The 25,931-nt window shown below is 60.9% G+C and carries 20 protein-coding genes; 15 read left to right on the plus strand and 5 right to left on the minus strand.

The features are described 5' to 3' along the window. The first annotated feature begins 246 nt into the window (after positions 1-246). The 4 genes from map (at position 247) to AC07OT_RS03960 (ending at position 6,475) form a co-directional block, all read left to right on the plus strand. Entirely contained in the window at positions 247-1,029 is a 783-nt protein-coding gene (gene map / locus AC07OT_RS03945) for a type I methionyl aminopeptidase (RefSeq protein WP_012722594.1), read from the plus strand. 65 nt (positions 1,030-1,094) lie between these two features. Beyond that, a complete protein-coding gene (locus tag AC07OT_RS03950; protein WP_495107537.1) occupies positions 1,095-3,797 on the plus strand; it encodes a [protein-PII] uridylyltransferase in 2,703 nt (900 codons plus the stop codon). A 58-nt stretch (positions 3,798-3,855) separates the two neighbouring features. Continuing rightward, complete coding sequence (gene dapC / locus AC07OT_RS03955) at positions 3,856-5,055, plus strand: succinyldiaminopimelate transaminase (protein ID WP_495107538.1); 1,200 nt, start codon at positions 3,856-3,858, stop codon at positions 5,053-5,055. 670 nt (positions 5,056-5,725) lie between these two features. After that, positions 5,726-6,475 (plus strand): M12 family metallopeptidase, encoded by a 750-nt coding sequence (locus tag AC07OT_RS03960; RefSeq protein WP_495107539.1) that lies wholly within the window; start codon positions 5,726-5,728, stop codon positions 6,473-6,475. 81 nt (positions 6,476-6,556) lie between these two features. Here AC07OT_RS03960 and AC07OT_RS03965 read toward each other — a convergent pair whose 3' ends face one another. Next, positions 6,557-8,203 (minus strand): Na+/H+ antiporter, encoded by a 1,647-nt coding sequence (locus tag AC07OT_RS03965; RefSeq protein WP_495107540.1) that lies wholly within the window; start codon positions 8,201-8,203, stop codon positions 6,557-6,559. Between the two features lie 281 nt (positions 8,204-8,484). On the opposite strand from AC07OT_RS03965, the gene AC07OT_RS03970 reads away from it, so the two are divergent. The 4 genes from AC07OT_RS03970 to AC07OT_RS03985 all read left to right on the plus strand — a co-directional run bounded on the left by AC07OT_RS03970 (position 8,485) and on the right by AC07OT_RS03985 (position 11,540). After that, the gene (locus tag AC07OT_RS03970) at positions 8,485-8,793 is read left to right on the plus strand and encodes an arsenate reductase (RefSeq protein ID WP_231982825.1); all 309 of its coding nucleotides are present in this window, start codon (positions 8,485-8,487) and stop codon (positions 8,791-8,793) included. A 32-nt stretch (positions 8,794-8,825) separates the two neighbouring features. After that, positions 8,826-9,860, plus strand: coding sequence for a 2,3,4,5-tetrahydropyridine-2,6-dicarboxylate N-succinyltransferase (gene dapD, locus AC07OT_RS03975; RefSeq protein WP_027604485.1), 1,035 nt, complete (start codon positions 8,826-8,828; stop codon positions 9,858-9,860). 64 nt (positions 9,861-9,924) lie between these two features. Next, entirely contained in the window at positions 9,925-11,130 is a 1,206-nt protein-coding gene (locus AC07OT_RS03980; protein ID WP_495107541.1) for an aminotransferase class V-fold PLP-dependent enzyme, read from the plus strand. After that, a complete protein-coding gene (locus tag AC07OT_RS03985; RefSeq protein WP_098480273.1) occupies positions 11,127-11,540 on the plus strand; it encodes a SufE family protein in 414 nt (137 codons plus the stop codon). Before AC07OT_RS03980 ends, AC07OT_RS03985 begins: the two co-directional genes overlap by 4 nt. Positions 11,541-11,560: 20 nt before the next feature. Here the strand turns inward: AC07OT_RS03985 and tcdA are convergent, their stop codons facing one another. After that, positions 11,561-12,370: a tRNA cyclic N6-threonylcarbamoyladenosine(37) synthase TcdA gene (gene tcdA, locus AC07OT_RS03990; RefSeq protein ID WP_065938764.1), complete on the minus strand. Its 810-nt coding sequence runs from the start codon at positions 12,368-12,370 to the stop codon at positions 11,561-11,563. Positions 12,371-12,588: 218 nt separating this feature from the next. Here tcdA and AC07OT_RS03995 point away from each other — a divergent pair, with 218 nt between their 5' ends. The 4 genes from AC07OT_RS03995 (at position 12,589) to AC07OT_RS04010 (ending at position 17,684) form a co-directional block, all read left to right on the plus strand. Next, a complete protein-coding gene (locus AC07OT_RS03995) occupies positions 12,589-15,180 on the plus strand; it encodes a glycosyltransferase (protein ID WP_495107542.1) in 2,592 nt (863 codons plus the stop codon). A gap of 111 nt (positions 15,181-15,291) precedes the next feature. Beyond that, entirely contained in the window at positions 15,292-16,443 is a 1,152-nt protein-coding gene (dapE, locus tag AC07OT_RS04000) for a succinyl-diaminopimelate desuccinylase (RefSeq protein WP_027604490.1), read from the plus strand. Then, a complete protein-coding gene (locus AC07OT_RS04005) occupies positions 16,443-17,252 on the plus strand; it encodes a putative RNA methyltransferase (RefSeq protein ID WP_495107543.1) in 810 nt (269 codons plus the stop codon). The genes dapE and AC07OT_RS04005 overlap by 1 nt, the downstream gene beginning before the upstream one ends. Before the next feature lie 54 nt (positions 17,253-17,306). After that, positions 17,307-17,684: a hypothetical protein gene (locus AC07OT_RS04010; RefSeq protein ID WP_065948851.1), complete on the plus strand. Its 378-nt coding sequence runs from the start codon at positions 17,307-17,309 to the stop codon at positions 17,682-17,684. Positions 17,685-17,825: 141 nt separating this feature from the next. On the opposite strand, the gene AC07OT_RS04015 is transcribed toward AC07OT_RS04010, so the two are convergent. Next, positions 17,826-18,035, minus strand: coding sequence for a cold shock domain-containing protein (locus tag AC07OT_RS04015; protein WP_017529713.1), 210 nt, complete (start codon positions 18,033-18,035; stop codon positions 17,826-17,828). Between the two features lie 180 nt (positions 18,036-18,215). On the opposite strand from AC07OT_RS04015, the gene plsB reads away from it, so the two are divergent. From plsB to AC07OT_RS04030, 3 genes are read left to right on the plus strand one after another with little or no spacing between them, the layout of a single operon-like run. Continuing rightward, on the plus strand, positions 18,216-20,720 hold the full coding sequence (gene plsB, locus AC07OT_RS04020) for a glycerol-3-phosphate 1-O-acyltransferase PlsB (protein WP_495107544.1): 2,505 nt from the start codon (positions 18,216-18,218) through the stop codon (positions 20,718-20,720). Positions 20,721-20,771: 51 nt separating this feature from the next. Beyond that, positions 20,772-21,173 carry a YbaY family lipoprotein gene (locus AC07OT_RS04025; RefSeq protein WP_027604494.1) on the plus strand — a complete coding sequence of 134 codons (402 nt, stop codon included), beginning with the start codon at positions 20,772-20,774 and terminating at the stop codon, positions 21,171-21,173. Between the two features lie 22 nt (positions 21,174-21,195). Continuing rightward, a complete protein-coding gene (locus tag AC07OT_RS04030; protein WP_115485751.1) occupies positions 21,196-21,885 on the plus strand; it encodes a DUF4197 domain-containing protein in 690 nt (229 codons plus the stop codon). Positions 21,886-22,264: 379 nt separating this feature from the next. Here the strand turns inward: AC07OT_RS04030 and AC07OT_RS04035 are convergent, their stop codons facing one another. Further along, complete coding sequence (locus AC07OT_RS04035) at positions 22,265-22,858, minus strand: LysE family translocator (RefSeq protein WP_115485750.1); 594 nt, start codon at positions 22,856-22,858, stop codon at positions 22,265-22,267. 2 nt (positions 22,859-22,860) lie between these two features. Continuing rightward, the gene (locus AC07OT_RS04040) at positions 22,861-25,926 is read right to left on the minus strand and encodes an efflux RND transporter permease subunit (protein WP_495107545.1); all 3,066 of its coding nucleotides are present in this window, start codon (positions 25,924-25,926) and stop codon (positions 22,861-22,863) included. Positions 25,927-25,931 lie beyond the last annotated feature (5 nt).

A 25,931-nucleotide genomic window follows, 5' to 3' on the forward strand; every position in this document is an offset into this window, starting at 1 on the left:
TTTATACCACACGAAGGGCGAAAACGAAACACGCAATCACATTTGGCCTGGGCGACGTGTACGCAACCCTTTGAATAGAGCCGATATAACCCCATCTGATAGAGAGAAGCGATCGTCGGGGGCTCATGATTTGCCGCCCGCGTCTGTTAGAATCGCGTTTTTTGGCGCTTGTGCGAATTTTGCAACCTTTTGTCGCACGCCCGTAAACCGTATTGATTTCAGCGCATCGCGCTAGAGAGAGCCTGTATGACCGTTAGTTTGAAAACCGCCGAAGACATCGCCGGCATGCGCATTGCCGGCAAACTGGCTGCCGACGTGCTGGAAATGATTGCCGAACACGTCAAGCCCGGCGTTACCACGGAAACCCTGAACCAGATCTGCCATGACTATATAGTCAATGTGCAGGGCGCCATTCCTGCACCGCTGAACTACAAGGGCTTCCCCAAGTCGATCTGTACTTCGGTCAATCACGTGGTCTGCCACGGGATTCCGGGCGACAAGCCGTTGAAGGACGGCGACACCCTGAACATCGACGTCACCGTGATCAAGGACCGCTACTTCGGCGACACCAGCCGCATGTTCCACGTCGGCACCGTGCCGGTGTGGGCCGAGCGCCTGTCCCAGGTCACCCAGGAATGCATGTACAAGGCCATCGAGATCGTCAAGCCTGGCTGCCGCCTGGGCGACATCGGTGAAGTGATCCAGAAGCATGCCGAAAAGAACGGTTTCTCGGTGGTGCGTGAATTCTGCGGCCATGGTATCGGCACGGTCTTCCACGAAGAACCGCAGATCCTGCACTACGGCCGCGCCGGCACCGGCATGGAGCTCAAGGCAGGCATGACCTTTACCATCGAGCCGATGATCAACCAGGGCAAGGCCGACACCAAGGTGCTGGGCGACGGCTGGACCGCCATCACCAAGGACCGCAAGCTCTCGGCCCAGTGGGAACACACCCTGCTGGTCACCGAGACCGGCTACGAGATCTTCACCCTGCGCGCCGACGACACGATCCCACGCGTTTCGGCGTGAAGGGCTGCCAAGGTTTTCCCAAACTGTGTTGTGACTGACTGATAGATAGAAAGGAAAGCCGATCAATGCCCCAGGTGGATCCCGAACTCTTCGACCGTGGCCAGTTCCAGGCCGAGCTGGCACTGAAAGCGAGCCCCATCGCCGCGTTCAAAAAGGCGATCCGCCAGGCCCGCGAGGTGCTCGACGAGCGCTTTCGCAGCGGCCGGGACATCCGCCGACTGATCGAAGACCGCGCCTGGTTCGTCGATAACATCCTGCAAAAAGCCTGGGAACAGTTCAGCTGGAGCGAAGACGCCGATATTGCCCTGGTGGCGGTCGGCGGCTACGGTCGTGGCGAGCTGCACCCGTACTCCGACATCGACCTGCTGATCCTGCTGGACAGCGCCGACCATGAGATCTTTCGCGATTCCATCGAGCGCTTTCTGACACTGCTTTGGGACATCGGCCTGGAAGTCGGCCAGAGCGTGCGCTCGGTGGATGAGTGCGCCGAAGAGGCCCGCGCCGACCTGACCGTCATCACCAACCTGATGGAAAGCCGCACCATCGCCGGCCCCGAGCGCCTGCGCCAGCGCATGCTCGAAGTCACCAGCACCGCACACATGTGGCCGAGCAAGGATTTCTTCCTGGCCAAGCGTGCGGAGCAGAAGGCCCGGCACCACAAGTACAACGACACCGAATACAACCTCGAACCCAACGTCAAAGGCTCGCCTGGCGGGTTGCGCGACATCCAGACGATTCTGTGGGTAGCGCGCCGCCAATACGGCACCCTGAACCTGCGCGCCCTGGCCGGCGAAGGCTTCCTGGTGGAGAGCGAAAACGCCCTGCTGGCGTCGTCCCAGGAGTTCCTGTGGAAAGTGCGCTACGCCCTGCACATGCTCGCCGGGCGCTCCGAAGATCGTCTGCTGTTCGACCACCAGCGCTCCATCGCCACCCTCCTGGGGTTTGAAGGTGAAGACGCGAAGACCAGCATCGAAAGCTTCATGCAGCAGTACTACCGGGTAGTCATGAGCATTGCCCAGCTCAGCGACCTGATCATCCAGCATTTCGAAGAAGTGATCCTCGCTCCGGAAGACGAAGCACCGCCGCAGCCGATCAATTCGCGCTTCCAACTGCACGACGGCTATATCGAGGCACGCAACGACAACGTGTTCCGCCGCACGCCGTTCGCCATGCTGGAAATCTTCGTGCTGATGGCCCAGCAGCCGGAAATCAAGGGCGTACGCGCCGACACCATCCGCCTGCTGCGTGAAAACCGTCACCTGATCGACGACGACTTTCGCAACGACATTCGCAACACCAGCCTGTTTATCGAACTGTTCAAGTGCAAGATCGGCATCCATCGCAACCTGCGGCGCATGAACCGCTATGGCATCCTCGGGCGTTACCTGCCGGAGTTCGGGTTTATCGTCGGGCAGATGCAGCACGACCTGTTCCACATCTACACCGTGGACGCCCACACCCTCAACCTGATCAAGCACCTGCGCAAGTTGCAGTACACCCAGGTGTCAGAGAAATTCCCGCTGGCCAGCAAGCTCATGGCCAAGCTGCCCAAGCCGGAGTTGATCTACCTGGCCGGCCTGTACCACGACATCGGCAAGGGCCGGCATGGCGACCACTCGGAAATCGGCGCGGTCGATGCCGAGGCGTTCTGCCAACGCCACCAGTTGCCATTGTGGGACAGCCGCATGATCGTGTGGCTGGTGCAGAACCACCTGGTGATGTCGACCACCGCCCAGCGCAAGGACTTGTCCGACCCGCAGGTGATCCACGACTTCGCCGGGATCGTCGGCGATGAAACCCGCCTCGACTACCTGTACGTGCTGACCGTTTCCGACATCAACGCCACCAACCCGACCCTGTGGAATTCCTGGCGCGCCAGCCTGTTGCGCCAGCTCTACACCGAGACCAAGCGCGCGCTGCGCCGCGGCCTGGAAAACCCGGTGGACCGCGAAGAGCAGATCCGCCGCACCCAAAGCGCCGCCCTGGACATCCTGGTGCGCGGCGGCAACGACCCGGACGACGTCGAGCAACTGTGGTCGCAATTGGGGGACGATTACTTCCTGCGCCACACCGCCGGCGATGTCGCCTGGCACAGTGACGCGATCCTGCAGCAGCCGGCCGATGGAGGCCCGCTGGTGTTGATCAAGGAAACCACCCAGCGCGAATTCGAAGGCGGCACGCAGATCTTCATCTATGCGCCCGACCAGCACGACTTCTTCGCCGTGACCGTGGCGGCCATGGACCAGCTCAACCTGAACATCCACGACGCACGGGTCATCACCTCCAGCAGCCAGTTCACCCTCGACACCTATATCGTGCTCGACACCGAGGGCGAGTCCATCGGCGATAACCCGGCGCGGGTGAAAAAGATCCGCGAAGGCCTGACCGAAGCCCTGCGTAACCCCGACGACTACCCGACGATCATCCAGCGCCGGGTGCCGCGTCAGCTCAAGCACTTTGCCTTTGCGCCCCAGGTGACCATTTCCAACGATGCGCAGCGCCCGGTGACCGTGCTGGAACTCAGCGCGCCGGACCGGCCAGGCCTGCTGGCACGGATCGGCGGCATTTTCCTGGAATTCGATTTGTCACTGCAGAACGCCAAGATTGCGACCCTCGGCGAGCGCGTGGAGGACGTGTTCTTTATTACCGATGCCGATAACCAGCCGCTGTCCGACCCGGAGCTGTGCCTGCGCTTGCAGGCGGCGATCGTGCAGCAGTTGAGCGTGCCCCAGGAACCCGGTGTCGAGCTGACGCGCCTGACGATTTGATACCAGGAGCGGCCCACCGCTCCCTCCCAGTTTTTAACGCCTTGCACGAGATCCACCGATGAACAACGCCCTGAACCAGCTCCAGCCCTACCCGTTCGAAAAGCTGCGCGCCCTGCTGGGCAGCGTCACGCCGAACCCGGACAAGCGCCCGATCGCGCTGTCCATCGGCGAACCCAAGCACAAATCGCCGCAGTTCGTTGCCGATGCCCTGGCCAACAACCTTGACCAGATGGCGGTCTACCCGACCACCCTGGGCATCCCGGCCCTGCGCGAGGCCATCGGTGCCTGGTGCGAACGCCGCTTCGACGTACCCAAGGGCTGGCTGGATCCGGCGCGCACTATCCTGCCGGTCAACGGCACCCGTGAAGCGCTGTTCGCCTTCACCCAGACCGTGGTCAACCGGGGCGACGACGCGCTGGTGGTCAGCCCGAACCCCTTCTACCAGATCTACGAAGGCGCCGCGTTCCTGGCCGGGGCCAAGCCGCACTACCTGCCGTGCCTGGATGAAAACGGCTTCAACCCGGATTTCGACGCGGTATCGCCGGACATCTGGAAACGCTGCCAGATCCTGTTCCTCTGCTCCCCCGGCAACCCGACCGGTGCACTGATCCCGGTCGACACCCTGAAAAAACTCATCGCCCTGGCCGACGAATATGACTTCGTTATCGCCGCCGACGAGTGCTACAGCGAACTGTACTTCGACGAACAAACCCCGCCACCGGGCCTGCTCAGCGCGTGCGTCGAGCTGGGTCGCCAGGACTTCAAGCGTTGCGTGGTGTTCCACAGCCTGTCCAAGCGCTCCAACCTGCCAGGCCTGCGCTCCGGCTTTGTCGCGGGCGACGCCGAGATCCTCAAGGGTTTCCTGCTGTACCGCACTTACCATGGCTGTGCGATGCCGGTGCAAACCCAGCTGGCAAGCATCGCGGCCTGGCAGGACGAGGCCCATGTGCAGGCCAACCGCGACCTGTACCGCGAGAAGTTTGATGCCGTGCTGGCGATCCTCAAGCCGGTGCTGGACGTACAGGCCCCGGACGGCGGCTTCTACCTGTGGCCGAATGTGCAAGGCGATGATGCCGCGTTCTGCCGCGATTTGTTCGTGGAGGAACACGTGACCGTGGTGCCGGGTTCTTACCTGTCCCGGGAAGTGGATGGCGTGAACCCCGGCGCCGGCCGCGTACGCCTGGCGTTGGTTGCTCCGCTGGCCGAGTGTGTGGAGGCGGCTGAGCGTATTCGCGCTTTTATTACGCGTAACCGCTGACACACACTGCGCTTGCACCCTGCAATGGGGTGCAGGCCTGACATTGCTCCTGAAATGTTCGTCCCGCCGCCCCCTCCAAAAAAATGGCCAAGTAATTTCAGCAGGTCTTATCTGGATAAACCTGGACGCCAAAGCCCTCACGAAATAACGAAACACTTTCTAACGCCCACGAAGGAACCCGCACGTCACCTAAACCACACACTCCGTGAACTCGTACCCACATAAAAATATTGATTCATCCACTGCGCATTTTGAATCAGCGCAAAACATGCGCCGCCACTCAGGAATAAAGCCAAATGAATTCAATCAACACGGGCTACCCGCAACTGAACGCTCAAGCGACTCCCCCGATTAATACAGCAGCCATTGAAGAACCCCGAGCGACGTCCAAACCTCTTATCAGAAACAAGCGGGGCATTGGAGCAACTCATCGGAGATGGCCACAACACTCAACCGTTACCATTGCATTCAAAGGGACAACTAAAGAGCAAGAAGAACTTGTAAAAAAGGGTTTAGCAAGTTCACGCCACATATCAACCTTACCTTCAAATACGTCCCAGGTCCTGACGCAGATATTCGGATAGGTCCTACCGAAAATAAAGGTGAAAATGGTTCGTCATACATCGGCATTAACGCAAAAAAGGCCGCCGCCGACAAACTTACATTTTTTATGGACTTTGATCGAGAGCCTGAGAACGTAATCGCTACTGCGGTACATGAAGGCTTACATGCGATCGGAGTCTTGCACGAGCATCAACATCCCGACCGCTCTATAACATTCAACAAAGAAAAAGTGCTGGAGCGCTTTAAAGAAGCAGATGACCCTCAAAAAACCATGCAAAGTGCAGTCCTGGACACCGTAAAACGGCAAAAAAATGGCCCGATGTTCACGCCGTATGACCCATTGTCCATTATGCATTATGAGTTCGAATCGGAAGATTTAAACGGCGCCCCGGCTATTCCTAAAAACAATGAGCTCTCAGCAGGCGATATCGCATTACTAAGGCTTATGTATCCTCCACGCCCGCTGCCCTCTTTGGAAAACAGCATTGCGCAGTTACACGCAACGGCGGCAACAGCTAAACTCTGGCCAGACCTCTCAACCGTCACGGTATCGTTGCTTGGCATGGGTGACGAACAGAAAAAATTTGTGAAACACAATATCGAAAAACTACAACCCTACATAAACACCCACATTAAATTCACAGACAAAGCAAATAGCAATATCCGAATTACACTAACCGACAATGGCAAATCCTGGTCCGAAACCGGAACAGACGCCAACAGCGCGGCACCTTCGGCCCCGACCATGGGCATCCATTGGGACAGCAACAAAAAGAAAACCGCTCGCGACGTCAAACATATGTTTGCCAAAGCGCTTGGCTTTACCAGTATTACCCTTCCAAAAAACACTGCCTAAGGTTCTGATTAAACGATTTAAACAAAGATTTTTTACCCATGCATAATGATATTCGGCAGAACAAACACAGTAATACATCAGTCACAGATTACTTCTCCCTAAATTTGCCTCACTCATATCCAAGTCGGCCAGTACCTCTCTCAATACGTCATCACCAACCTGGTGATGACGACTTAAACTGTACAATTCCAATCGCTGCGCTCGCAAAGCCTTTAAGCGCAATTTGCGTTCAAGTTGGTTCATCCGCTGCGCTAGAGCCTGAGCCTCGACAGAGTCATTGAACACGTCCAATTGATGGCGGTATTCCGACATCAACCGCGCTTTCAGCTCAGTGGCCAAGGCAGATTGGGCGGCGTCCTGGGTTGCGGCTTCAGCGGGCTCTTCTGCCTCCAAGGCATGGATCGCCGCCACTGCGGTTCTTTTCCAGGCCTCGCGCACTTCGTTATGGCGCTTTTCGTCCGGACTTTTTTCAACGCCCCGCAAGAGCAGCGGCAGGGCGATGCAGGCGGCGATCAGCGACAGCAGGATCACACCCGCTGCGATAAAGATCAGCAGGTCGCGCTCGGGGAAATCCTGGCCTGGCACCAACAGCAAAGGCACCGACATTACACCGGCCAGGGTCACCGCGCCGCGCACACCGCCCACGGTCAACAGCCAGCAGGAACGCGCAGTGGGCACCAGGGTCAACTCACTTTTCCCACGCAGTCGCCGGAGCAAACCCGATAGGCGCCAGATGCTCTGCACCCAGATAAAACGCAGCACCACCAACACCAGGAAAATCGCAATCACATCCAGGCAGCGATACAACAAGGTGGGCCACAGCGTCGGCTCATGACTGGCCACGGCCTTGATGATGTCCGGCAATTGCAGGCCCAGCAGCAGGAAGATCAGGCCATTGAAGGCAAATTCCAGCAATGACCAGACGCTGCGATTGAGCAGGCGCGTGCTGGTCTGGCGAGGCAGCAGGTCGAGCCAGCTTTGCATCATGCCCGCCGCGACCGCCGACAAGATGCCCGAGGCGCCGAGCCGTTCGGCCAACACGTAGGCCGCAAACGGCAACAGCAACATGAACACCACATGCGTTGCCGGGTCGTCCCAGCCCCGGGCAATCATCCAGGCGCGCAGGCGGCCGACCAGCCAACTCAGCGCCACCCCCACCGCCAGGCCGCCCAAGGCCACCAAGACAAAGGTCAGGCTGGCATCGGCCAACGAGAACACACCGGTCAACGCGGCCGCCAAGGCGAACTTGAAGGTCACCAGGCCCGAGGCGTCATTCATCAACGCTTCGCCCTGAAGCATATGCATCAGCGGCGTCGGCAAGCGGTTCTGGGCAATCGCCGACACGGCCACGGCATCTGTCGGCGACAACACGGCCGCGAGGGCGAAGGCCACCGGCAGCGGGATCGTCGGCAATAGCCAATGAATGAAGTAGCCGGCACCGACCACAGTGAACAGCACCAGCCCGACGGCCAGCGTCAGGATCGGCCCACGCAGGCGCCACAATTCGCGCTTGGGCATGCGCCAGCCATCGGAGAACAGCAGCGGTGGCAGGAACAGAAACAGGAACAGCTCCGGGTCCAGCGCCACGTGCAGCCCCAGCGTGGGCCAGGCCAGCAAGGCGCCGGCGGCAATCTGCACCAGGGGTAACGGCAGGGGGATGACACGCCCGACCAGGCGCGAAACGCTGACCAGCATCAGCAGGATAAGAACGGTGTAGGCGGTTTGCATAACGCGGGTTTCCCAGACGATCGGCTTGCAACGACACACATCAGGCAACAACTGGCCGTTGAAGTGCCATATTACCCGGCTATCTTACCGGCCTATGCTGCGCGCTGGCTTTTGCACAAAAGTCGCACGCTGCTGACGAGCGGCACCCAAAATCTCTGGGCGTGGCATAATCCGTGACCTTTCATTTTCATTGGCACTTGCATCAGTAAAGCAGGGGGGGCAATTCCTTGACCGCTTCAAGCAAAACGTTGCACCTTTTCGGCATCAAAGCCTGCGACACCATGAAAAAGGCGCGCACCTGGCTCGACGAGCACGCGGTGAGCTATGAGTTCCACGACTACAAAACGGCCGGTATCGACCGCGAACACTTGACCCAATGGTGCAACGAGCACGGTTGGCAGGTGGTTTTGAACCGTGCGGGCACCACCTTTCGCAAACTCGAAGACGAACGCAAAGCCGATCTCGATCAGTCGAAAGCCATTGAATTGATGCTCGCACAACCTTCGATGATCAAGCGCCCGGTGCTTGATCTCGGTGACAGAACCCTGATTGGCTTCAAGCCAGATAGTTATTCGGCGGCCCTCAAGTAGGCCAGCCCTTCCATTTTTGTAGAGGTAACAGCATGTCCAATTCCCTGTTCAGCCTGGGCTTCGGCGTCGGCACTCAGAACCGCCAAGGTGCTTGGCTGGAAGTGTTTTACGCACAACCCCTGCTCAACCCATCGGCTGAAATCGTTGCCGCCATCGCGCCGATCCTCGGCTACAGCGAAGGCAACCAGGCGATCACCTTCACCGTCGCCCAGGCCCTGCAACTGGCCGACGCGCTCAAAGGCGTCGACGCCACCCAGGCCGCCCTGCTGAGCCGCCTGGCCGAAAGCCACACGCCGCTGGTCGCCACCTTGCTGGCCGAAGACGCCGCACTGACGTCCACCCCGGAGGCCTACCTCAAGCTGCACCTGCTGTCCCATCGCCTGGTCAAGCCGCATGGCCTGAGCCTCGCCGGTGTGTTCCCGCAACTGCCGAACGTGGCGTGGACCAGCCAGGGCGCGATCGACATCAATGAGCTGGCCGAACGCCAACTGGAAGCCCGCCTGCGTGGCGAGTTGCTGGAAGTGTTCTCGGTGGACAAGTTCCCGAAAATGACCGACTACGTGGTGCCGAGCGGCGTGCGTATCGCGGATGCCGCGCGTATTCGCCTCGGCGCCTACGTGGGCGAAGGCACCACCGTGATGCACGAAGGTTTCGTCAACTTCAACGCCGGCACCGAAGGCCCGGGCATGATCGAAGGCCGTGTATCGGCTGGGGTGTTCGTCGGCAAGGGTTCGGACCTGGGCGGCGGTTGCTCGACCATGGGCACCCTGTCGGGCGGCGGCAACATCGTGATCAAGGTCGGCGAAGGCTGCCTGATCGGCGCCAACGCCGGTATCGGTATCCCGTTGGGCGACCGCAACACCGTGGAATCGGGCCTGTACGTCACCGCCGGCACCAAGGTTGCGCTGCTGGACGAGTCGAACCAACTGGTCAAGGTGGTCAAGGCGCGTGAGCTGGCCGGCCAACCCGACCTGCTGTTCCGCCGTAACTCCGAGACCGGTGCCGTGGAGTGCAAAACCCACAAATCGGCCATCGAACTGAACGAAGCGCTGCACGCTCACAACTAAGCAGCCACTCGATGCCACTAGCGGGCCCCGACCCTGGGGCCCGCTTATACGAGTCTTGAACACCATGCTTGTGCCCTCCCCCTGGCGCGCCGACTTTCCGGCCATCGCCACCCTGCAACGGCAAGACCAGACCTACCTGGACAACGCTGCGACGACGCAAAAACCCCAGGCCCTGCTGGATGCCATCAGCCATTACTACGTCAATGGCGCCGCCAATGTGCACCGTGCCCAGCATTTGCCGGGTGCCCATGCGACCCAGGCCTTCGAGGACAGTCGCAGCAAGGTTGCGCAGTGGTTGAATGCAGGTGACAGCGGGCAAATCGTGTTCACCCACGGCGCGACGTCAGCGCTGAACCTCCTGGCTTATGGCCTTGAGCACTTATTCAATGCGGGCGATGAGATTGTCATCAGCGCCCTGGAACACCACGCCAACCTGTTGCCGTGGCAGCAACTGGCCAAGCGTCGCGCGCTCACCCTGGTGGTATTGCCTCTCGGCGATGACGGCGTGATCGACCTGCAAGCCGCCGCCGAGTCGATCGGCCCGCGTACACGCCTGCTGGCGGTGAGCCAACTGTCCAACGTGCTTGGCACCTGGCAGCCGCTGCCGGCCTTGCTGGCGTTGGCCCAGGCCCACGGCGCCCTGACCGTGGTCGATGGCGCCCAAGGCATCGTCCACGGCCGCCACGACGTGCAGGCCCTGGGCTGCGATTTCTATGTGTTTTCCAGCCACAAGCTGTACGGTCCGGACGGCGTCGGCGTGCTCTATGGCCGCAACGAGGCCCTGCATCACCTGCGCCATTGGCAATTTGGTGGCGAGATGGTGCAACAGGCCGACTACCACAGCGCCAGTTTCCGCCCGGCACCGCTGGGGTTCGAAGCCGGAACCCCGCCGATTGCCAGCGTGATCGGCCTGGGCGCGACCCTGGACTACCTGGGTTCGCTGGCCCCACAGGCGGTGCTCAACCATGAAGCGGCCCTGCATGACTACCTGTTGCGCGGGCTGAACGCACGCAATGGCGTCCGTGTGCTGGGCTCGCCGCAAGCAGCGCTGGTCAGTTTTGTGGTCGAAGGCGTGCACAATGCCGACCTCGCGCACCTGCTGACCGAACAAGGCATTGCCGTACGTGCCGGCCATCACTGCGCGATGCCGCTGCTCAAGGCGATGCACTTGTCGGGGGCGATCCGTGTCTCCCTGGCGCTGTATAACGACTCCGATGACCTGGAACGCTTCTTTGAAGCGCTGGACCAGGCGCTGGATATGTTGCGATGAGCCTGCCGGTGGACGCGCAGGCTGCACTGGAAACCTTTCACTCAATCGGCAGTTGGGAGCAACGCGCTCGAATGCTGATGCAGTGGGGTGAGCGCCTGCCCGTATTGGCGGACGAGGAGAAGGTCGATGCCAACCTGGTGCAGGGCTGTGAGAGCCTGGTGTGGTTGGTGGGGCGCTTGCACGATGGCCACTGGCAGTTCGCCGCGAGCAGCGATGCGCGGATGATTCGTGGCTTGGTGGCATTGCTGCTGGCGCGGGTCAATGGGCTGTCGGCGGACGAGTTGCAGGCGGTCGACTTGCCTGACTGGTTCAATCAGCTGGGGCTTTCCCGTCAACTGTCGCCGTCGCGCAGCAATGGGCTGAATGCAGTCCTGCAGCGCATGCGCGAACTCAGTCATACCCACATTTGAACCGTGTAACGTTCTGAGGCTCAGGCGGGCTTGACCCGCTCCGAAGGCCTGCGCACCCCGGCCACAATCTTGTCCACCGCCTTGGTCGCCGCGACCATGCCGAAGGTCGCCGTCACCATCATCACCGCGCCAAACCCGCCGGCGCAGTCCAGCTTCACCCCATCACCGACAAAACTCTTCTGCAAACAGATGCTGCCATCCGGCTTGGGGTAGCGCAGTTGCTCGGTGGAAAACACGCACGGCACGCTGTAGTGGCGGGTCACGGTGCGGGAAAAACCGTAGTCACGGCGCAAGGTGGAGCGCACTTTCGACGCCAAGGGGTCATTAAAGGTGCGGTTCAGGTCGCAGACCTGGATCAGCGTCGGGTCGATCTGCCCACCGGCGCCACCAGTCGTGATGATCTGGATCTTGCGGCGCTTGCACCAGGCAATCAGTGCGGCCTTGGCGTTAACCGCGTCGATGCAGTCGATCACGCAGTCGATAGTGGGCGTGATGTACTCCGCCATGGTGTCGCGGGTGACGAAATCCGCCACCGCATGCACCGTGCAATCCGGGTTGATCGCGCGCAGGCGCTCGGCCATCACCTCGACCTTGGGCTTGCCCACGGTGCTGTCCAAGGCGTGCAACTGGCGGTTGCTGTTGCTGACGCAGACGTCGTCCAGGTCGAACAGCGAAATCTCGCCCACTCCGCAACGGGCCATGGCTTCCGCCGCCCACGAGCCGACGCCGCCGACGCCGACGATCGCCACATGGGCCGCTTTCAAGCGCTCCAGGCCTTCAATGCCATACAAGCGGGCGACGCCTGCAAACCGCGGATCTTCTGTACTCATGACCATTACCCCAAAAACCGGCGCGCATTATAGGACTACGCAGCGACAAGTTTTAAGCTACAAGCTACAAGTTAAGAACTTAGATGTACTTTCGCTGCCCAATGTCCGGTTTTTCTCGGCTTGCTGTACGGTCAGGGAAAGGCCGGTGTAGGATGCGCGCCGTTCGGTGCAGGCCGACACCTCTTTTCGTTCCACACCCTTTGGAACCCGACATAACCATGGCATCGCGTAAATTTGGACTCAACCTGGTGATAGTGCTGGCAATTGCCGCGCTGTTCACCGGCTTCTGGGCGCTGATCAACCGCCCGGTCACTGCTCCCAACTGGCCCGAGCAGATCTCCGGTTTTTCCTACTCGCCGTTCCAGCAAGGCCAGTATCCGCAGAAAGACCAGTACCCCACCGACGAGCAGATGCGTCGCGATCTGGAGATCATGAGCAAGCTGACGGATAACATCCGCACCTACTCGGTCGACGGCACGCTGGGGGACATTCCCAAGCTGGCCGAAGAGTTCGGCCTGCGCGTAACCCTGGGGATCTGGATCAGCCCGGACCTGGAGCGTAACGAGCGCGAAGTCCAGCGCGCCATCGAGATCGCCAACAACTCGCGCAGTGTCGTGCGGGTCGTGGTCGGTAACGAAGCCCTGTTCCGTGAAGAAATCACCCCTGAAGCCCTGATCGTGTTGCTGGACCGGGTACGCAGCGCCGTGAAAGTACCGGTGACGACCTCCGAGCAATGGCATATCTGGGAAAAGAACCCGCAACTGGCCAAGCACGTCGACCTGATCGCCGCGCACATCCTGCCGTTCTGGGAATACATCCCGATGGACAAGGCCGGCCAGTACGTACTCGACCGTGCCAGGGACCTGAAGAAACTGTTCCCGAAAAAGCCGCTGCTGTTGTCGGAAGTGGGCTGGCCAAGTAACGGCCGTATGCGCGGCGGCAATGAAACGTCCCCGGCAGACCAGGCCATTTACCTGCGTACGCTGGTGAACAAGCTGAACCGCCAGGGCTACAACTACTTCGTGATCGAAGCCTTCGACCAGCCGTGGAAGGTCAGCGACGAAGGCTCGGCCGGCGCGTATTGGGGCGTCTACAACGCCGCGCGCCAGCAGAAATTCAACTTCGAAGGGCCGGTGGTGGCAATCCCGCAGTGGCGCGTCCTGGCGATCGGATCGGTGGTGCTCGCACTGCTGTCCCTGACCCTGCTGATGATCGACGGCTCATCCCTGCGCCAGCGTGGCCGCACCTTCCTGACCTTTATCGCGTTCCTCTGCGGTTCCGTACTGGTGTGGATCGGCTACGACTACAGCCAGCAATACAGCACCTGGTTCAGCGTGACCGTCGGCATCTTGTTGGCTCTGGGCGCCCTGGGCGTGTTCATTGTGTTGCTGACCGAAGCCCACGAATTGGCGGAAGCGGTATGGACCCACAAGCGCCGGCGTGAATTCCTGCCGGTGGAAGGGGAATCGGACTACCGCCCGAAAGTGTCGATCCATGTGCCGTGCTACAACGAGCCGCCAGAGATGGTCAAACAGACCCTCGACGCCCTGGCCGCCCTCGATTACCCGGACTACGAAGTCCTGATCATCGACAACAACACCAAGGACCCGGCGGTGTGGGAGCCGGTGCGCGACTACTGCGAAACCCTGGGCCCGCGCTTCAAGTTTTTCCACGTCGCACCCCTGGCCGGTTTCAAGGGCGGTGCACTGAACTACCTGATCCCGCACACCGCCAAGGATGCCGAAGTGATCGCGGTGATCGACTCGGACTACTGCGTGTCGCCGAACTGGCTCAAGCACATGGTGCCGCACTTCGCCGACCCGAAAATCGCCGTGGTGCAGTCGCCGCAGGACTACCGCGACCAGAACGAAAGCACCTTCAAGAAGCTCTGCTACGCCGAATACAAAGGCTTCTTCCATATCGGCATGGTCACCCGTAACGACCGCGACGCGATCATCCAGCACGGCACCATGACCATGACCCGTCGCTCGGTGCTCGAGGAACTGGGCTGGGCCGACTGGTGCATCTGCGAAGACGCCGAACTCGGCCTGCGGGTATTCGAGAAAGGCCTGTCGGCGGCGTACTACCACGACAGCTACGGCAAGGGCCTGATGCCGGATACCTTTATCGACTTCAAGAAACAGCGTTTCCGCTGGGCCTATGGCGCGATCCAGATCATCAAGCGTCACACCGCCAGCCTGCTGCGCGGCAAAGACACCGAGCTGACCCGTGGCCAGCGCTACCACTTCCTCGCGGGCTGGTTGCCGTGGGTGGCGGACGGCATGAACATCTTCTTCACCGTCGGCGCGCTGTTGTGGTCGGCGGCGATGATCATCGTGCCGACGCGGGTCGACCCGCCGCTGTTGATTTTCGCGATCCCGCCGTTGGCGTTGTTCGTGTTCAAGGTGGGCAAGATCATCTTCCTCTACCGCCGCGCGGTAGGTGTGAACCTCAAGGATGCATTCTGCGCCGCCCTGGCTGGCCTGGCGTTGTCCCACACCATCGCCAAGGCGGTGCTGTATGGCTTTTTCACCACCAGCATTCCGTTCTTTCGTACACCGAAAAACGCGGATAACCACGGCTTCTGGGTAGCGATTTCCGAAGCCCGCGAAGAAATGTTCATCATGCTGCTGTTGTGGGGCGCAGCTCTGGGGATTTACCTGGTGCAGGGCCTGCCGAGCAATGACATACGTTTCTGGGTGGTGATGCTGCTGGTGCAATCACTGCCATATGTGGCGGCGTTGATCATGGCGTTCCTGTCGTCGCTGCCGAAACCGGCCGTGGCACCTGAGCCTGCCCCGGCGGTTTAAAAACGTGCGCAATGCACTAAACGGCGGCCTCTGGCCGCCGTTTTGCTATAAGATAACGGCCGTTTTGTCCGCCCGCCCTGCTCTTCCAGACATGTTTCCCGGAGTTTTCCCATGACGGCCCATGCCGACCTTTCGCCGACCCTTCAACTTGCCATCGACCTGATCCGTCGTCCCTCGGTCACGCCGATCGACGCCGATTGCCAGAAGCTGATGATGCAGCGCCTGGGCGACGCCGGTTTTGCGCTGGAGCCGATGCGCATCGAGGACGTGGACAACTTCTGGGCCACCCATGGCAAGCATGACGGCCCGGTGCTGTGCTTCGCCGGCCACACCGACGTGGTCCCTACGGGCCCGGTGCAAGCCTGGCAGAACGACCCGTTCGACGCATTGATCGACGAAAACGGCATGCTCTGCGGGCGTGGCGCGGCCGACATGAAGGGCAGCCTGGCCGCCATGCTGGTGGCGGCCGAGCGCTTCGTCAGCGACTACCCGGACCACAAGGGCTCGGTCGCGTTCCTGATCACCAGCGATGAGGAAGGCCCGGCACACCATGGCACCAAGGCCGTGATCGAACGCCTGGCTGCGCGCAAGGAGCGCCTGGACTGGTGCATCGTCGGCGAACCGTCGAGCACCACCCTGGTAGGTGACGTGGTCAAGAACGGCCGTCGCGGCTCCCTCGGCGCCACCCTGACCGTGCGCGGCGTGCAGGGCCATGTGGCCTACCCGCACCTGGCGAAGAACCCGATCCACCTGGCCGCGCCGGCCCTGGCCGAACTGGCCGCCGAGCACTGGGACAACGGCAACGCCTTCTTCCCGCCGACCAGCTTCCAGATCTCCAACCTCAACTCCGGCACCGGCGCCACCAACGTGATTCCGGGTGACCTGACGGCGGTGTTCAACTTCCGTTTTTCCACCGAATCCACTGTCGAAGGCCTGCAACAGCGCGTTGCGGCAATTCTCGACAAGCATGGCCTGGACTGGCATGTGGAGTGGGCGCTGTCGGGCCTGCCGTTCCTCACCGAGCCGGGCGCATTGCTCGATGCGGTGTCGGCCAGCATCAAGGCAATCACCGGGCGTGAGACCCAGGCCTCCACCAGTGGCGGTACCTCCGATGGGCGCTTCATTGCGACCCTCGGCACCCAGGTGGTCGAGTTGGGCCCGGTGAACGCGACGATCCACCAGGTCAACGAGCGGATCCTGGCCAGCGACCTCGATGTGCTGACTGAAATCTATTACCAGACCCTGATCAAGTTGCTCGCCTGATGCTGGCCTGCCCGATTTGCAGCGCCCCGCTCAACGCGGTGGACAATGGCGTGGCGTGCCCGGCCGGGCACCGTTTCGACCGCGCGCGCCAGGGTTACCTGAACCTGTTGCCGGTGCAGCACAAGAACAGCCGCGACCCGGGCGACAACCTGGCGATGGTCGAGGCGCGCCGTGACTTTCTCAACGCCGGGCACTACGCCCCGGTGGCCAGGCGCCTGGCCGAGCTGGCCGCCGAACGCGCACCGCAGCGCTGGGTAGACATCGGTTGCGGCGAGGGTTACTACACCGCGCAAATCGCCGCGGCCCTGCCCCATGCCGATGGCTACGCGCTGGACATTTCCAAGGAAGCGGTCAAGCGCGCGTGCAAACGCGACCCGGCGCTGACCTGGTTGATCGCCAGCATGGCCCGCGTGCCGTTGGCCGACGCCAGCTGCCAGTTCCTCGCCAGTGTGTTCAGCCCGTTGGATTGGCAAGAGGCCAAGCGCCTGCTCAGTCCCGGCGGCGGCCTGATGAAGGTCGGCCCGACCAGCGGCCACCTGATGGAACTGCGCGAGCGCCTGTACGACGAAGTGCGCGAGTACACCGACGACAAGCACCTGGCCCTGGTGCCGGACGGCATGAGCCTGGCCCACAGTGAAACCCTGGAATTCACCTTGAGCCTGGCCGAGCCCCGTGACCGCGCCAACCTGCTGGCCATGACCCCCCATGGCTGGCGTGCCAGCGCCGAACGCCGTGCCGAGGTGATCGAGGCGGCCGAGCCGCTGCTGGTCACAGTATCGATGCGCTACGATTATTTCGTGCTTCAATAACCGACTTTTAACCATCCGCGAATGGATTTTCGAATCCCGCAACGAGGAATATCCATGCGCCAACCCGATATCGAGATTTACCTGAAGGACGCCGACGTCGACTACAAGGCCATCGCCGCCTGGCTGGGCGCTGCCCTGGGCCCATGCAGCGACTGGGTCCAGCGTGGCCAGACCTACAAGTGCAAGGCCGGCAATGTGCCGGTCACCTGGCTGCCGAAAGCCGTAGGCAAGTGGAACAGCCTGTACCTGGAAAGTGACCAGACGCCGTGGGAAGACGACATTGCCTGCGCCCGCGCTGCGTTTGCTGCGCTGAACGTGGAAGTGCGCTGCGCACCGGGGAGCTGGGTCGAGGAAGAAGGTGAGGAAAGCGCCGACACCTGGATCCGCATCAGCGCGGACGGTGAAGAGCAGATCACCTGGAAAACTGCCTGATCCTGAATTGCGACCCCAATCAAATGTGGAAGGGGGCTTGCCCCCGATAGCGGTGTATCAGCCAATATATTCAGTGACTGGCACTCCGCAATCGGGGGCAAGCCCCCTTCCACATGGGTTCTGCGGTGTAACAAATCCGCATTACAAACCGACCACATCCTCCGCCTGCAACCCCTTCTCGCCGCTTACCACGGCGTATTCCACCTGCTGGCCCTCGGCCAGCGAACGGTGGCCGTCGCCGCGAATGGCGCGGTAGTGCACAAACACATCCTTGCCATCTTCACGCTGGATGAAGCCATAGCCCTTGGCGTCGTTGAACCACTTCACATTGCCTGTCTCGCGCGTTGCCATCTGTTCACTCCCACTTGATTGTTATTGTTGAGCCGATCGCGTTGAACTGCCGAGTATAAGACAGGCTCAAAAACGATCAACTCAAGTTTACATCGCTGCTTTTTTGCCGATTTTCGGCGAATACGGCACACTACCCGCCCGAGCGCCTGCTCGGTTTTTCCCACTTGAAGCAGCTCGCCTATGACCCGCTCCCCGTTCCGCCGTCTGGTGTTTGGCACCTTGCGCCGACTGTTGTACCTCTGGGTTCGCTCGGAAACGATCAACCAGTCGTCCCTTACCCTCAACCTGGACCGCAGCCGGCCGGTGTTTTACGTCCTGCAATCGCCCTCCCTCACCGAATTGGCCGTGGTCGATGCCGAGTGCACCAAGGCCGGCCTGCCGCGCCCGGTGCTGCCGGTATCGGTAGGCCCGTTGATGGAACCCGCCGCGTTCTTCTACCTCACGCCCGAACCGGACTGGCTGGGGCGCCAGGACAAGCGCGGCGCGCCGCCGACCCTGACCCGCCTGGTCAACACCCTCAGCGAACACGCCGAAGAGAATGCACAAATCATTCCGGTCAGCGTGTTCTGGGGGCAAACCCCGGCGAGCGAGTCGAGCCCGTGGAAGCTGCTGTTTGCCGACAGCTGGGCGGTCACCGGGCGTCTGCGCCGGTTGTTGAGCATCCTGATCCTGGGGCGCAAGACCCGTGTGCAATTCTCCGCGCCCATCAACCTGCGTGAATTGATCGAGCACAATAAAGGCCACGAACGCACCGTGCGCATGGCCCAACGCATCCTGCGCGTGCACTTTCGTAACCTGAAGACTGCGGTGATCGGCCCCGATTTGTCCCACCGGCGCAATCTGGTGAAAGGCCTGGTCAACATGCCGCTGGTGCGCCAGGCCATCCTTGACGAAGCCGAGCGGGAAAAAATCAGCCCGGAAAAAGCCAAGGCCCTGGCCCTGCGCTACGGCAACGAGATCGCCTCGGACTACACCTACACCGCGATCCGCTTCCTGGAAGTGGTGCTGAGCTGGTTCTGGAACAAGATCTACGACGGCATCAAGGTCAATAACATCGAGGGCGTGCAACAGGTTGCCCAGGGCTACGAGGTGATTTATGTGCCTTGCCACCGCAGCCATATCGACTACCTGCTGCTGTCCTACCTGCTGTTCAAGAATGGCCTGACCCCGCCGCATATCGCCGCCGGCATCAACCTGAACATGCCGGTGATCGGCAGCCTGTTGCGCCGTGGCGGTGCGTTTTTCATGCGCCGCACCTTCAAGGGCAACCCGCTGTACACCTCGGTGTTCAACGAATACCTGCACACCTTGTTCACCAAGGGCTTCCCGGTGGAGTACTTCGTCGAAGGCGGGCGCTCGCGCACCGGGCGCATGCTGCAGCCGAAGACCGGGATGCTGGCGATTACGCTGCGCAGTTTCCTGCGCTCCTCGCGCATGCCGATCGTGTTCGTGCCGGTGTATATCGGCTATGAGCGCGTGCTCGAAGGCCGCACGTATCTCGGAGAGCTGCGTGGGGCGAGCAAGAAGAAAGAGTCGATCTTCGATATTTTCAAAGTGGTCGGCGCGCTCAAGCAGCGCTTTGGCCAGGTCGCGGTCAACTTCGGTGAGCCGATCAAGCTGGCCGAGTTCCTCGACGCCGAGCAACCGGACTGGCGCGCCCAGGCACTGGGCCCGAACTACAAACCGGCCTGGCTCAACGAAACCACCAATCGCCTCGGCGAACAGGTGGCCCGCCACTTGAACGAAGCCGCCGCCGTGAACCCGGTGAACCTGGTAGCCCTGGCGCTGCTGTCGACCACGCGCCTGGCCCTGGATGAACAGGCCATGGCCCGCCAGTTGGACCTGTACCTGGCGCTGCTGCGCCGCGTGCCTTATTCGCCCCACACCACCTTGCCCGAAGGCGACGGCCTGGCGCTGATCAAGCACGTCAAGGACATGGACCTGCTGTCGGAACAGAGCGATGCCCTGGGCAAAATTCTGTACCTGGACGAGCAGAACGCCGTCCTGATGACCTACTACCGCAACAATGTGCTGCATATCTTCGCCCTGCCGGCGCTGCTGGCCAGCTTCTTCCAGAGCAGCTCGCGGATGAGCCGCGAGCAGATCCTGCGCTATACCCACGCGCTGTACCCGTACCTGCAATCGGAGCTGTTTATCCGCTGGTCGCTGGAAGAGCTGGATACGGTGGTCGATCAATGGCTGGGCGCGTTCGTCGAACAGGGCTTGCTGCGCTTCGAAAACAATGTGTTCCTGCGCCCTGCACCAAGCTCGCGGCACTTCGTGCTGCTGACCCTGCTGTCCAAGACCATCGCCCAGACCCTGCAACGCTTCTACATGGCGATCTCGCTGCTGCTCAACAGCGGCCAGAACAGCATCAGCGCCGAAGAACTGGAAGACCTGTGCACGATCATGGCCCAGCGCCTGTCGATCCTGCATGGCCTCAACGCCCCGGAATTCTTCGACAAGAGCCTTTTCCGACATTTCATCCAGACCTTGCTGGAGCAAGATGTGCTGCGCCGCGACGAGGCCGGCAAGTTGAGCTACCACGACCTGCTCGGCGAACTGGCCGAAGGTGCGGCCAAGCGCGTGTTGCCCGCGGAGATTCGCCTGTCGATCCGCCAGGTGGCCTTGCACCGTGTGGATGGCGCAGCCGAAGCGCCGGTGGAAGCGGAAGAAACACGCTAGATTGAACAAGGCGCCAGTTGGATGCTGGCGCCGTTGAAAAGGAGCTGCACCATGAAAAAGATCATTCTCCTGGGACTCACCGCCCTGCTCGGAGCCTGCCAATCCATGCATCCAGCGCCCAAGGCCAGCCTCGACGGCGAAGTGTTCTACCTGCAACGCATTGCCCTGCCGCCCGCTGCCACCTTGAGCGTGAGCCTCCAGGACGTGTCCCTGGCGGATGCGCCCGCAGTGACGCTGGCCGAGCAGAAAGGCCCGGTCAAAGGCCAGGTGCCGCTGCCGTTTCACCTGACCTACGACCCCGCACAGGTCAAGCCAGGCCACAGTTATTCGGTGAGCGCTCGCATCGAACTGGATGGCAAGCTACTGTTTATCACCACCGAACGGCACACGGTGCAGCTCAACGGCCAGGATCCACAGCCGCTGCGCGTGCGCGTGAACGCCGTAGCACCCTGAACTCGAACATAAGGAAGCGCCCATGCTCCGCAACTCCCTTCGCCTCACTGCCCTGTGTGCCGGCCTGCTGCTCGGCGCCAACGCCATGGCCCTGGACCTCAGTAGCCTGTCCCAGGGCGACGCCAGCGGCGGCCTCAAGGACGCCCTGACTCAAGGCGCACAGATCGCCGTGAAACAACTGGGTGTACCCGGTGGTTTCAGCAACAACCCTGAAGTGAAGATCGGCCTGCCGGGCAAGCTGGGCAAAGTCGCCGACAAGCTGAAAATGTTCGGCATGGGTGACCAGGTCACGCAGTTGGAAGACAGCATGAACAAAGCCGCTGAAACCGCCGTGACCCAGGCCCAGCCGATTCTGGTCAATGCAGTGAAGAACATGAGCGTGACCGACGCCAAGGGCATCCTCAGCGGCGGCCAGGACTCCGCCACCCAGTACCTGAACAAGAGCAGTCGCGAACAGATCCGCGCCAAGTTCCTGCCGATCGTCAAGGCCGCCACCGACAAGGTGGGCGTGGCCCAGCAGTACAACGCCCTCGCAGGCAAGGCCGCCGCGTTTGGCGCCGTGGATGCCAAGAGCGCCAACGTGGAAAACTACGTGACCGAACAGGCACTGGATGGTTTGTTCAAGATGATTGCGCAGCAGGAAGAGACGATTCGCAAGAACCCGGCGGCGGCGGCCACCAGTCTGGCGAAGAAGGTGTTTGGCACACTCTGAATAATGGCTGGAGCACCTCACCCCCTACAAAAAACGCCCCGACTGTTTCGGGGCGTTTTAGTGTGAAAGCACTTAGTAGAGTCGGTGCGTTGGGAAGTAACCTGTTACTGGGCCATTAACCGTTGTGGTAGTCGTTGTTGTAACACTGTGGGGTGAAGGTATAGGTCGAGCAGGTTCAGGCTCAGGTGGCCTACAGCACTGAGGACGACCAAACCCACCGAAAAGAAGCGGAAGAACGAGAGGGAAGAAAAGCACATTGAACTCCTTGCGTTTCAATCACTCCTGCTTCTACCCTACGCAGAAACAGGTACCTGCCAATCAGGTAACGTTAAGTGGCAATCGCATAAGATTGGTTCCACAACCCCTGTAGGCGTCATGCCTACTGCAGGAGCGTCTCGACCAAGCGCCCCATCATGAGCGTGGCAAAGCCGCAGATGGCCACAGAGGTGACACGATTGATCTTCAAGGGGGTCAACCAGGTCTTCTGAAACCCTTCGAATTGGCTGCCGAGAATGATCCAGGCACAACCGACGGGTATTACCACCAAGGCAAGGGCGGTCATGAACCCCACGTAACCTTGCAGCGTGATAAAGGCGCCGGCCGGCGCGATGAACGACACGATCAACAGCCCCTTGGGGTTCATGACCGTCAACCAAAAGAAATACAGCCCGGAGAATCGATCCCTGTTCAGGTCGATGGCAGCACCTTTGCGCTGCCACAGGTTGTAGGAGACGTACAGCAAGTAACAGGCCGCGGCCAGTTGCGTCGCCTTCAATGCCCACGGCGAATACATCGCCAGGTAAACCAGCGCTACGCCCCACAGTGAGACCTGCAGCAAGTAAGCCAGGCACTCAATAAAGGCCAGTTTCCACGAAGCCCGGAACCCGAACAGCAACCCGGCACGAAACAGCAGGGTATTGGTCGGGCCGGGGGCGAGCAGCAGCAACATCAGGGCAGAAACAGTGGCCAGCATGATTACGCGACGTCCTTCCTCACTCGGAACCACGCAGCATACAGGGCCGGAAGGAACAATAGGGTCAACGCCGTCGCCACGATCAAGCCGCCCATGATCGCCACCGCCATCGGCCCGAAGAACACGCTGCGTGACAGCGGGATCATCGCCAGCACCGCCGCCAGGGCAGTCAGCACAATCGGGCGGAAACGCCGCACGGTGGCTTCGATAATTGCCTGCCACGGCGCCAGCCCGGCCTTGATGTCCTGCTCGATCTGGTCCACCAGGATCACCGAGTTGCGCATGATCATCCCCGACAACGCGATGGTCCCGAGCATGGCCACGAAGCCGAAGGGCTGGCGGAACACCAGCAGGAACAGCGTCACGCCAATCAGGCCCAACGGCGCGGTCAGAAACACCATCGCCGTGCGTGAAAAGCTGCGCAGTTGCAGCATCAGCAAGGTCAGCACCACCACGATAAACAGCGGCACGCCGGCCTTCACCGAGTTCTGCCCGCGGGCGGAGTCTTCGACGGTACCACCGACTTCCAGCAGGTAGCCATCCGGCAGTTCGGCGCGCACACCCTCAAGGGTTGGCAGGATTTGCTGGACCAACGTTGCCGGTTGTTCCTTGCCGTAGATATCGGCGCGCACGGTCACCGTCGGCAAGCGGTTGCGGTGCCAGATAATGCCCTCTTCGAAACCGTATTCGAGGGTGGCGATCTGCGACAGGGCCACGCTTTTACCGTTGTCGGTCGGCACCGCCAGGCTGGGCAGCAGCGATAACTCGGTGCGCTCGTGGACGGTGCCGCGCAGGAGGATTTCGATCAACTCGTTGTCCTCCCGGTATTGACTGACGCTGGAACCGGTCAGTGAGCTTTGCAGGAATTTCGACAGGTTGGCGGTACTGACGCCGAGGGCGCGGGCGCGGTCCTGGTCGATATTGAGGTAGACGATCTTGCTCGGCTCTTCCCAGTCCAGGTGCACGTTGACGACGTGGGTATTTTCGCGAACCTTGGCCGCGACCTTCCGTGCAAGGGCGCGGACTTCCTCGATGTGTTCTCCGGTTACGCGAAACTGCACCGGATAGCCGACGGGAGGGCCGTTTTCCAGGCGGGTAACCCGCGAGCGCAGGTCGGGGAATTGTTCGTTGAGGGTTTCGATCAGCCAGGTGCGCAGGCTCTCGCGGCCCTCGATGGTCTTAGCCAACACCACGAACTGCGCAAAACTGGCCGCTGGCAGTTGCTGGTCCAGTGGCAGGTAGAAACGCGGCGAACCGGTGCCGACGTAGGCCACATAGTTATCAATGCCGGCGTGTTCCTTGAGCAAGGCTTCCAGGCGCTTGACCTGGTCGGCGGTATTGCTCAGGGAAGCGCCTTCAGCCAATTTCAGGTCGACCATCAGCTCCAGGCGGCCTGAGGCCGGGAAGAACTGTTGCGGCACAAAGCGAAACAACGCCACCGAGCCGATAAACAGTAGCAACGTCAGGACAATCACGGTTTTGCGCCGACGCACGCACCACTCCACCAAACGTCTTACACGTTGGTAGAACGGCGTGCCGTAGGGATCCGGGCCATCGATGCCGTGTTTGGCCGCGTGAATCTTCGCAAGATCCGGCAAGAGTTTTTCCCCCAGGTACGGCACAAACACCACGGCGGCGATCCATGAGGCGAGCAACGCGATCGTCACCACCTGGAAGATCGAGCGTGTGTATTCACCTGTGCTCGACTGCGCGGTGGCAATCGGCAGGAAACCGGCCGCCGTGATCAGCGTACCGGTGAGCATCGGGAAGGCGGTGCTGGTCCAGGCAAAACTGGCCGCTTTGAGCCGGTCGTAGCCCTGCTCCATTTTGATTGCCATCATTTCCACGGCAATGATCGCGTCATCCACCAGCAAGCCGAGGGCCAGCACCAACGCACCGAGGGAAATCTTGTGCAGGCCGATACCGAGGTAATACATGGTGGCAAAGGTCATTGCCAGCACCAGCGGAATCGCCAGGGCTACGACCATGCCAGTGCGTATGCCGAGGGAGAAGAAACTCACCAGCAAGACAATTGCCAATGCCTCGGCCAACACCTGCACGAATTCGCCGACACCGGTTTTCACCGCTGCCGGTTGGTCTGACACCTTGCGCAGCTCCATGCCCGCCGGAAGGTTCTTTTGCAAACGTGCGAATTCGCCTTCGAGGGCCTTGCCCAGCACCAGGATATTGCCGCCATCACGCATGGCCACGGCCAGTCCGATAGCGTCCGCCCCCATGTAACGCATGCGCGGTGCCGGTGGATCGTTGAAGCCACGGTGAATGTCGGCTACATCGCCAATCCGGAAGGTTCGATCAGCGACACGAATCGGAAAGTTGCGGATCTCTTCCACCGTCTTGAAGTTGCCCGACACGCGCAGTTGCACACGCTCGCTCGGGGTTTCAAAGAAGCCGGCAGTGGACACCGCGTTCTGCTCCTGCAACGCCTGCTGTACAGCGGCCAACGGCAGGCCAAGAGTGGCGAGCTTGAGGTTGGACAGCTCGATCCAGATCTTCTCATCCTGTAGGCCAAGTAACTCGACCTTGCCCACATCCGCCACCCGTTGCAGTTGAATCTGGATGCGGTCGGCGTAGTCCTTGAGCACGGCATAGTCGAAGCCGTCGCCGGTCAGGGCGTAGATATTGCCGAAGGTGGTACCGAACTCGTCGTTGAAAAACGGCCCCTGGATATCCGGCGGCAAGGTCTGCCGGATGTCGCTGATCTTCTTGCGCACCTGGTACCACAACTCAGGAATCTGCACAGAGTGCATGGAGTCGCGCGCAATGAAGGTGACGGTGGACTCACCCGGGCGGGAGAACGAGACAATGCGCTCGTATTCGCCGGTCTCCATCAGTTTTTTCTCGATACGCTCAGTGACCTGGCGCGAGACTTCCTGGGCCGTAGCGCCGGGCCAGTTGGTCTTGATCACCATGGCCTTGAAGGTAAACGGTGGATCTTCGCTTTGCCCCAGCTTGGTGTAGGACAAGGTGCCGACCACAGCCAGCAGGATCATCAGGAACAGTACGATCTGGCGGTTACGCAACGCCCATTCGGAAAGATTGAAAGCCATCGGGG

It is taken from the genome of Pseudomonas sp. GW821-FHT09C10, from assembly GCF_059418085.1.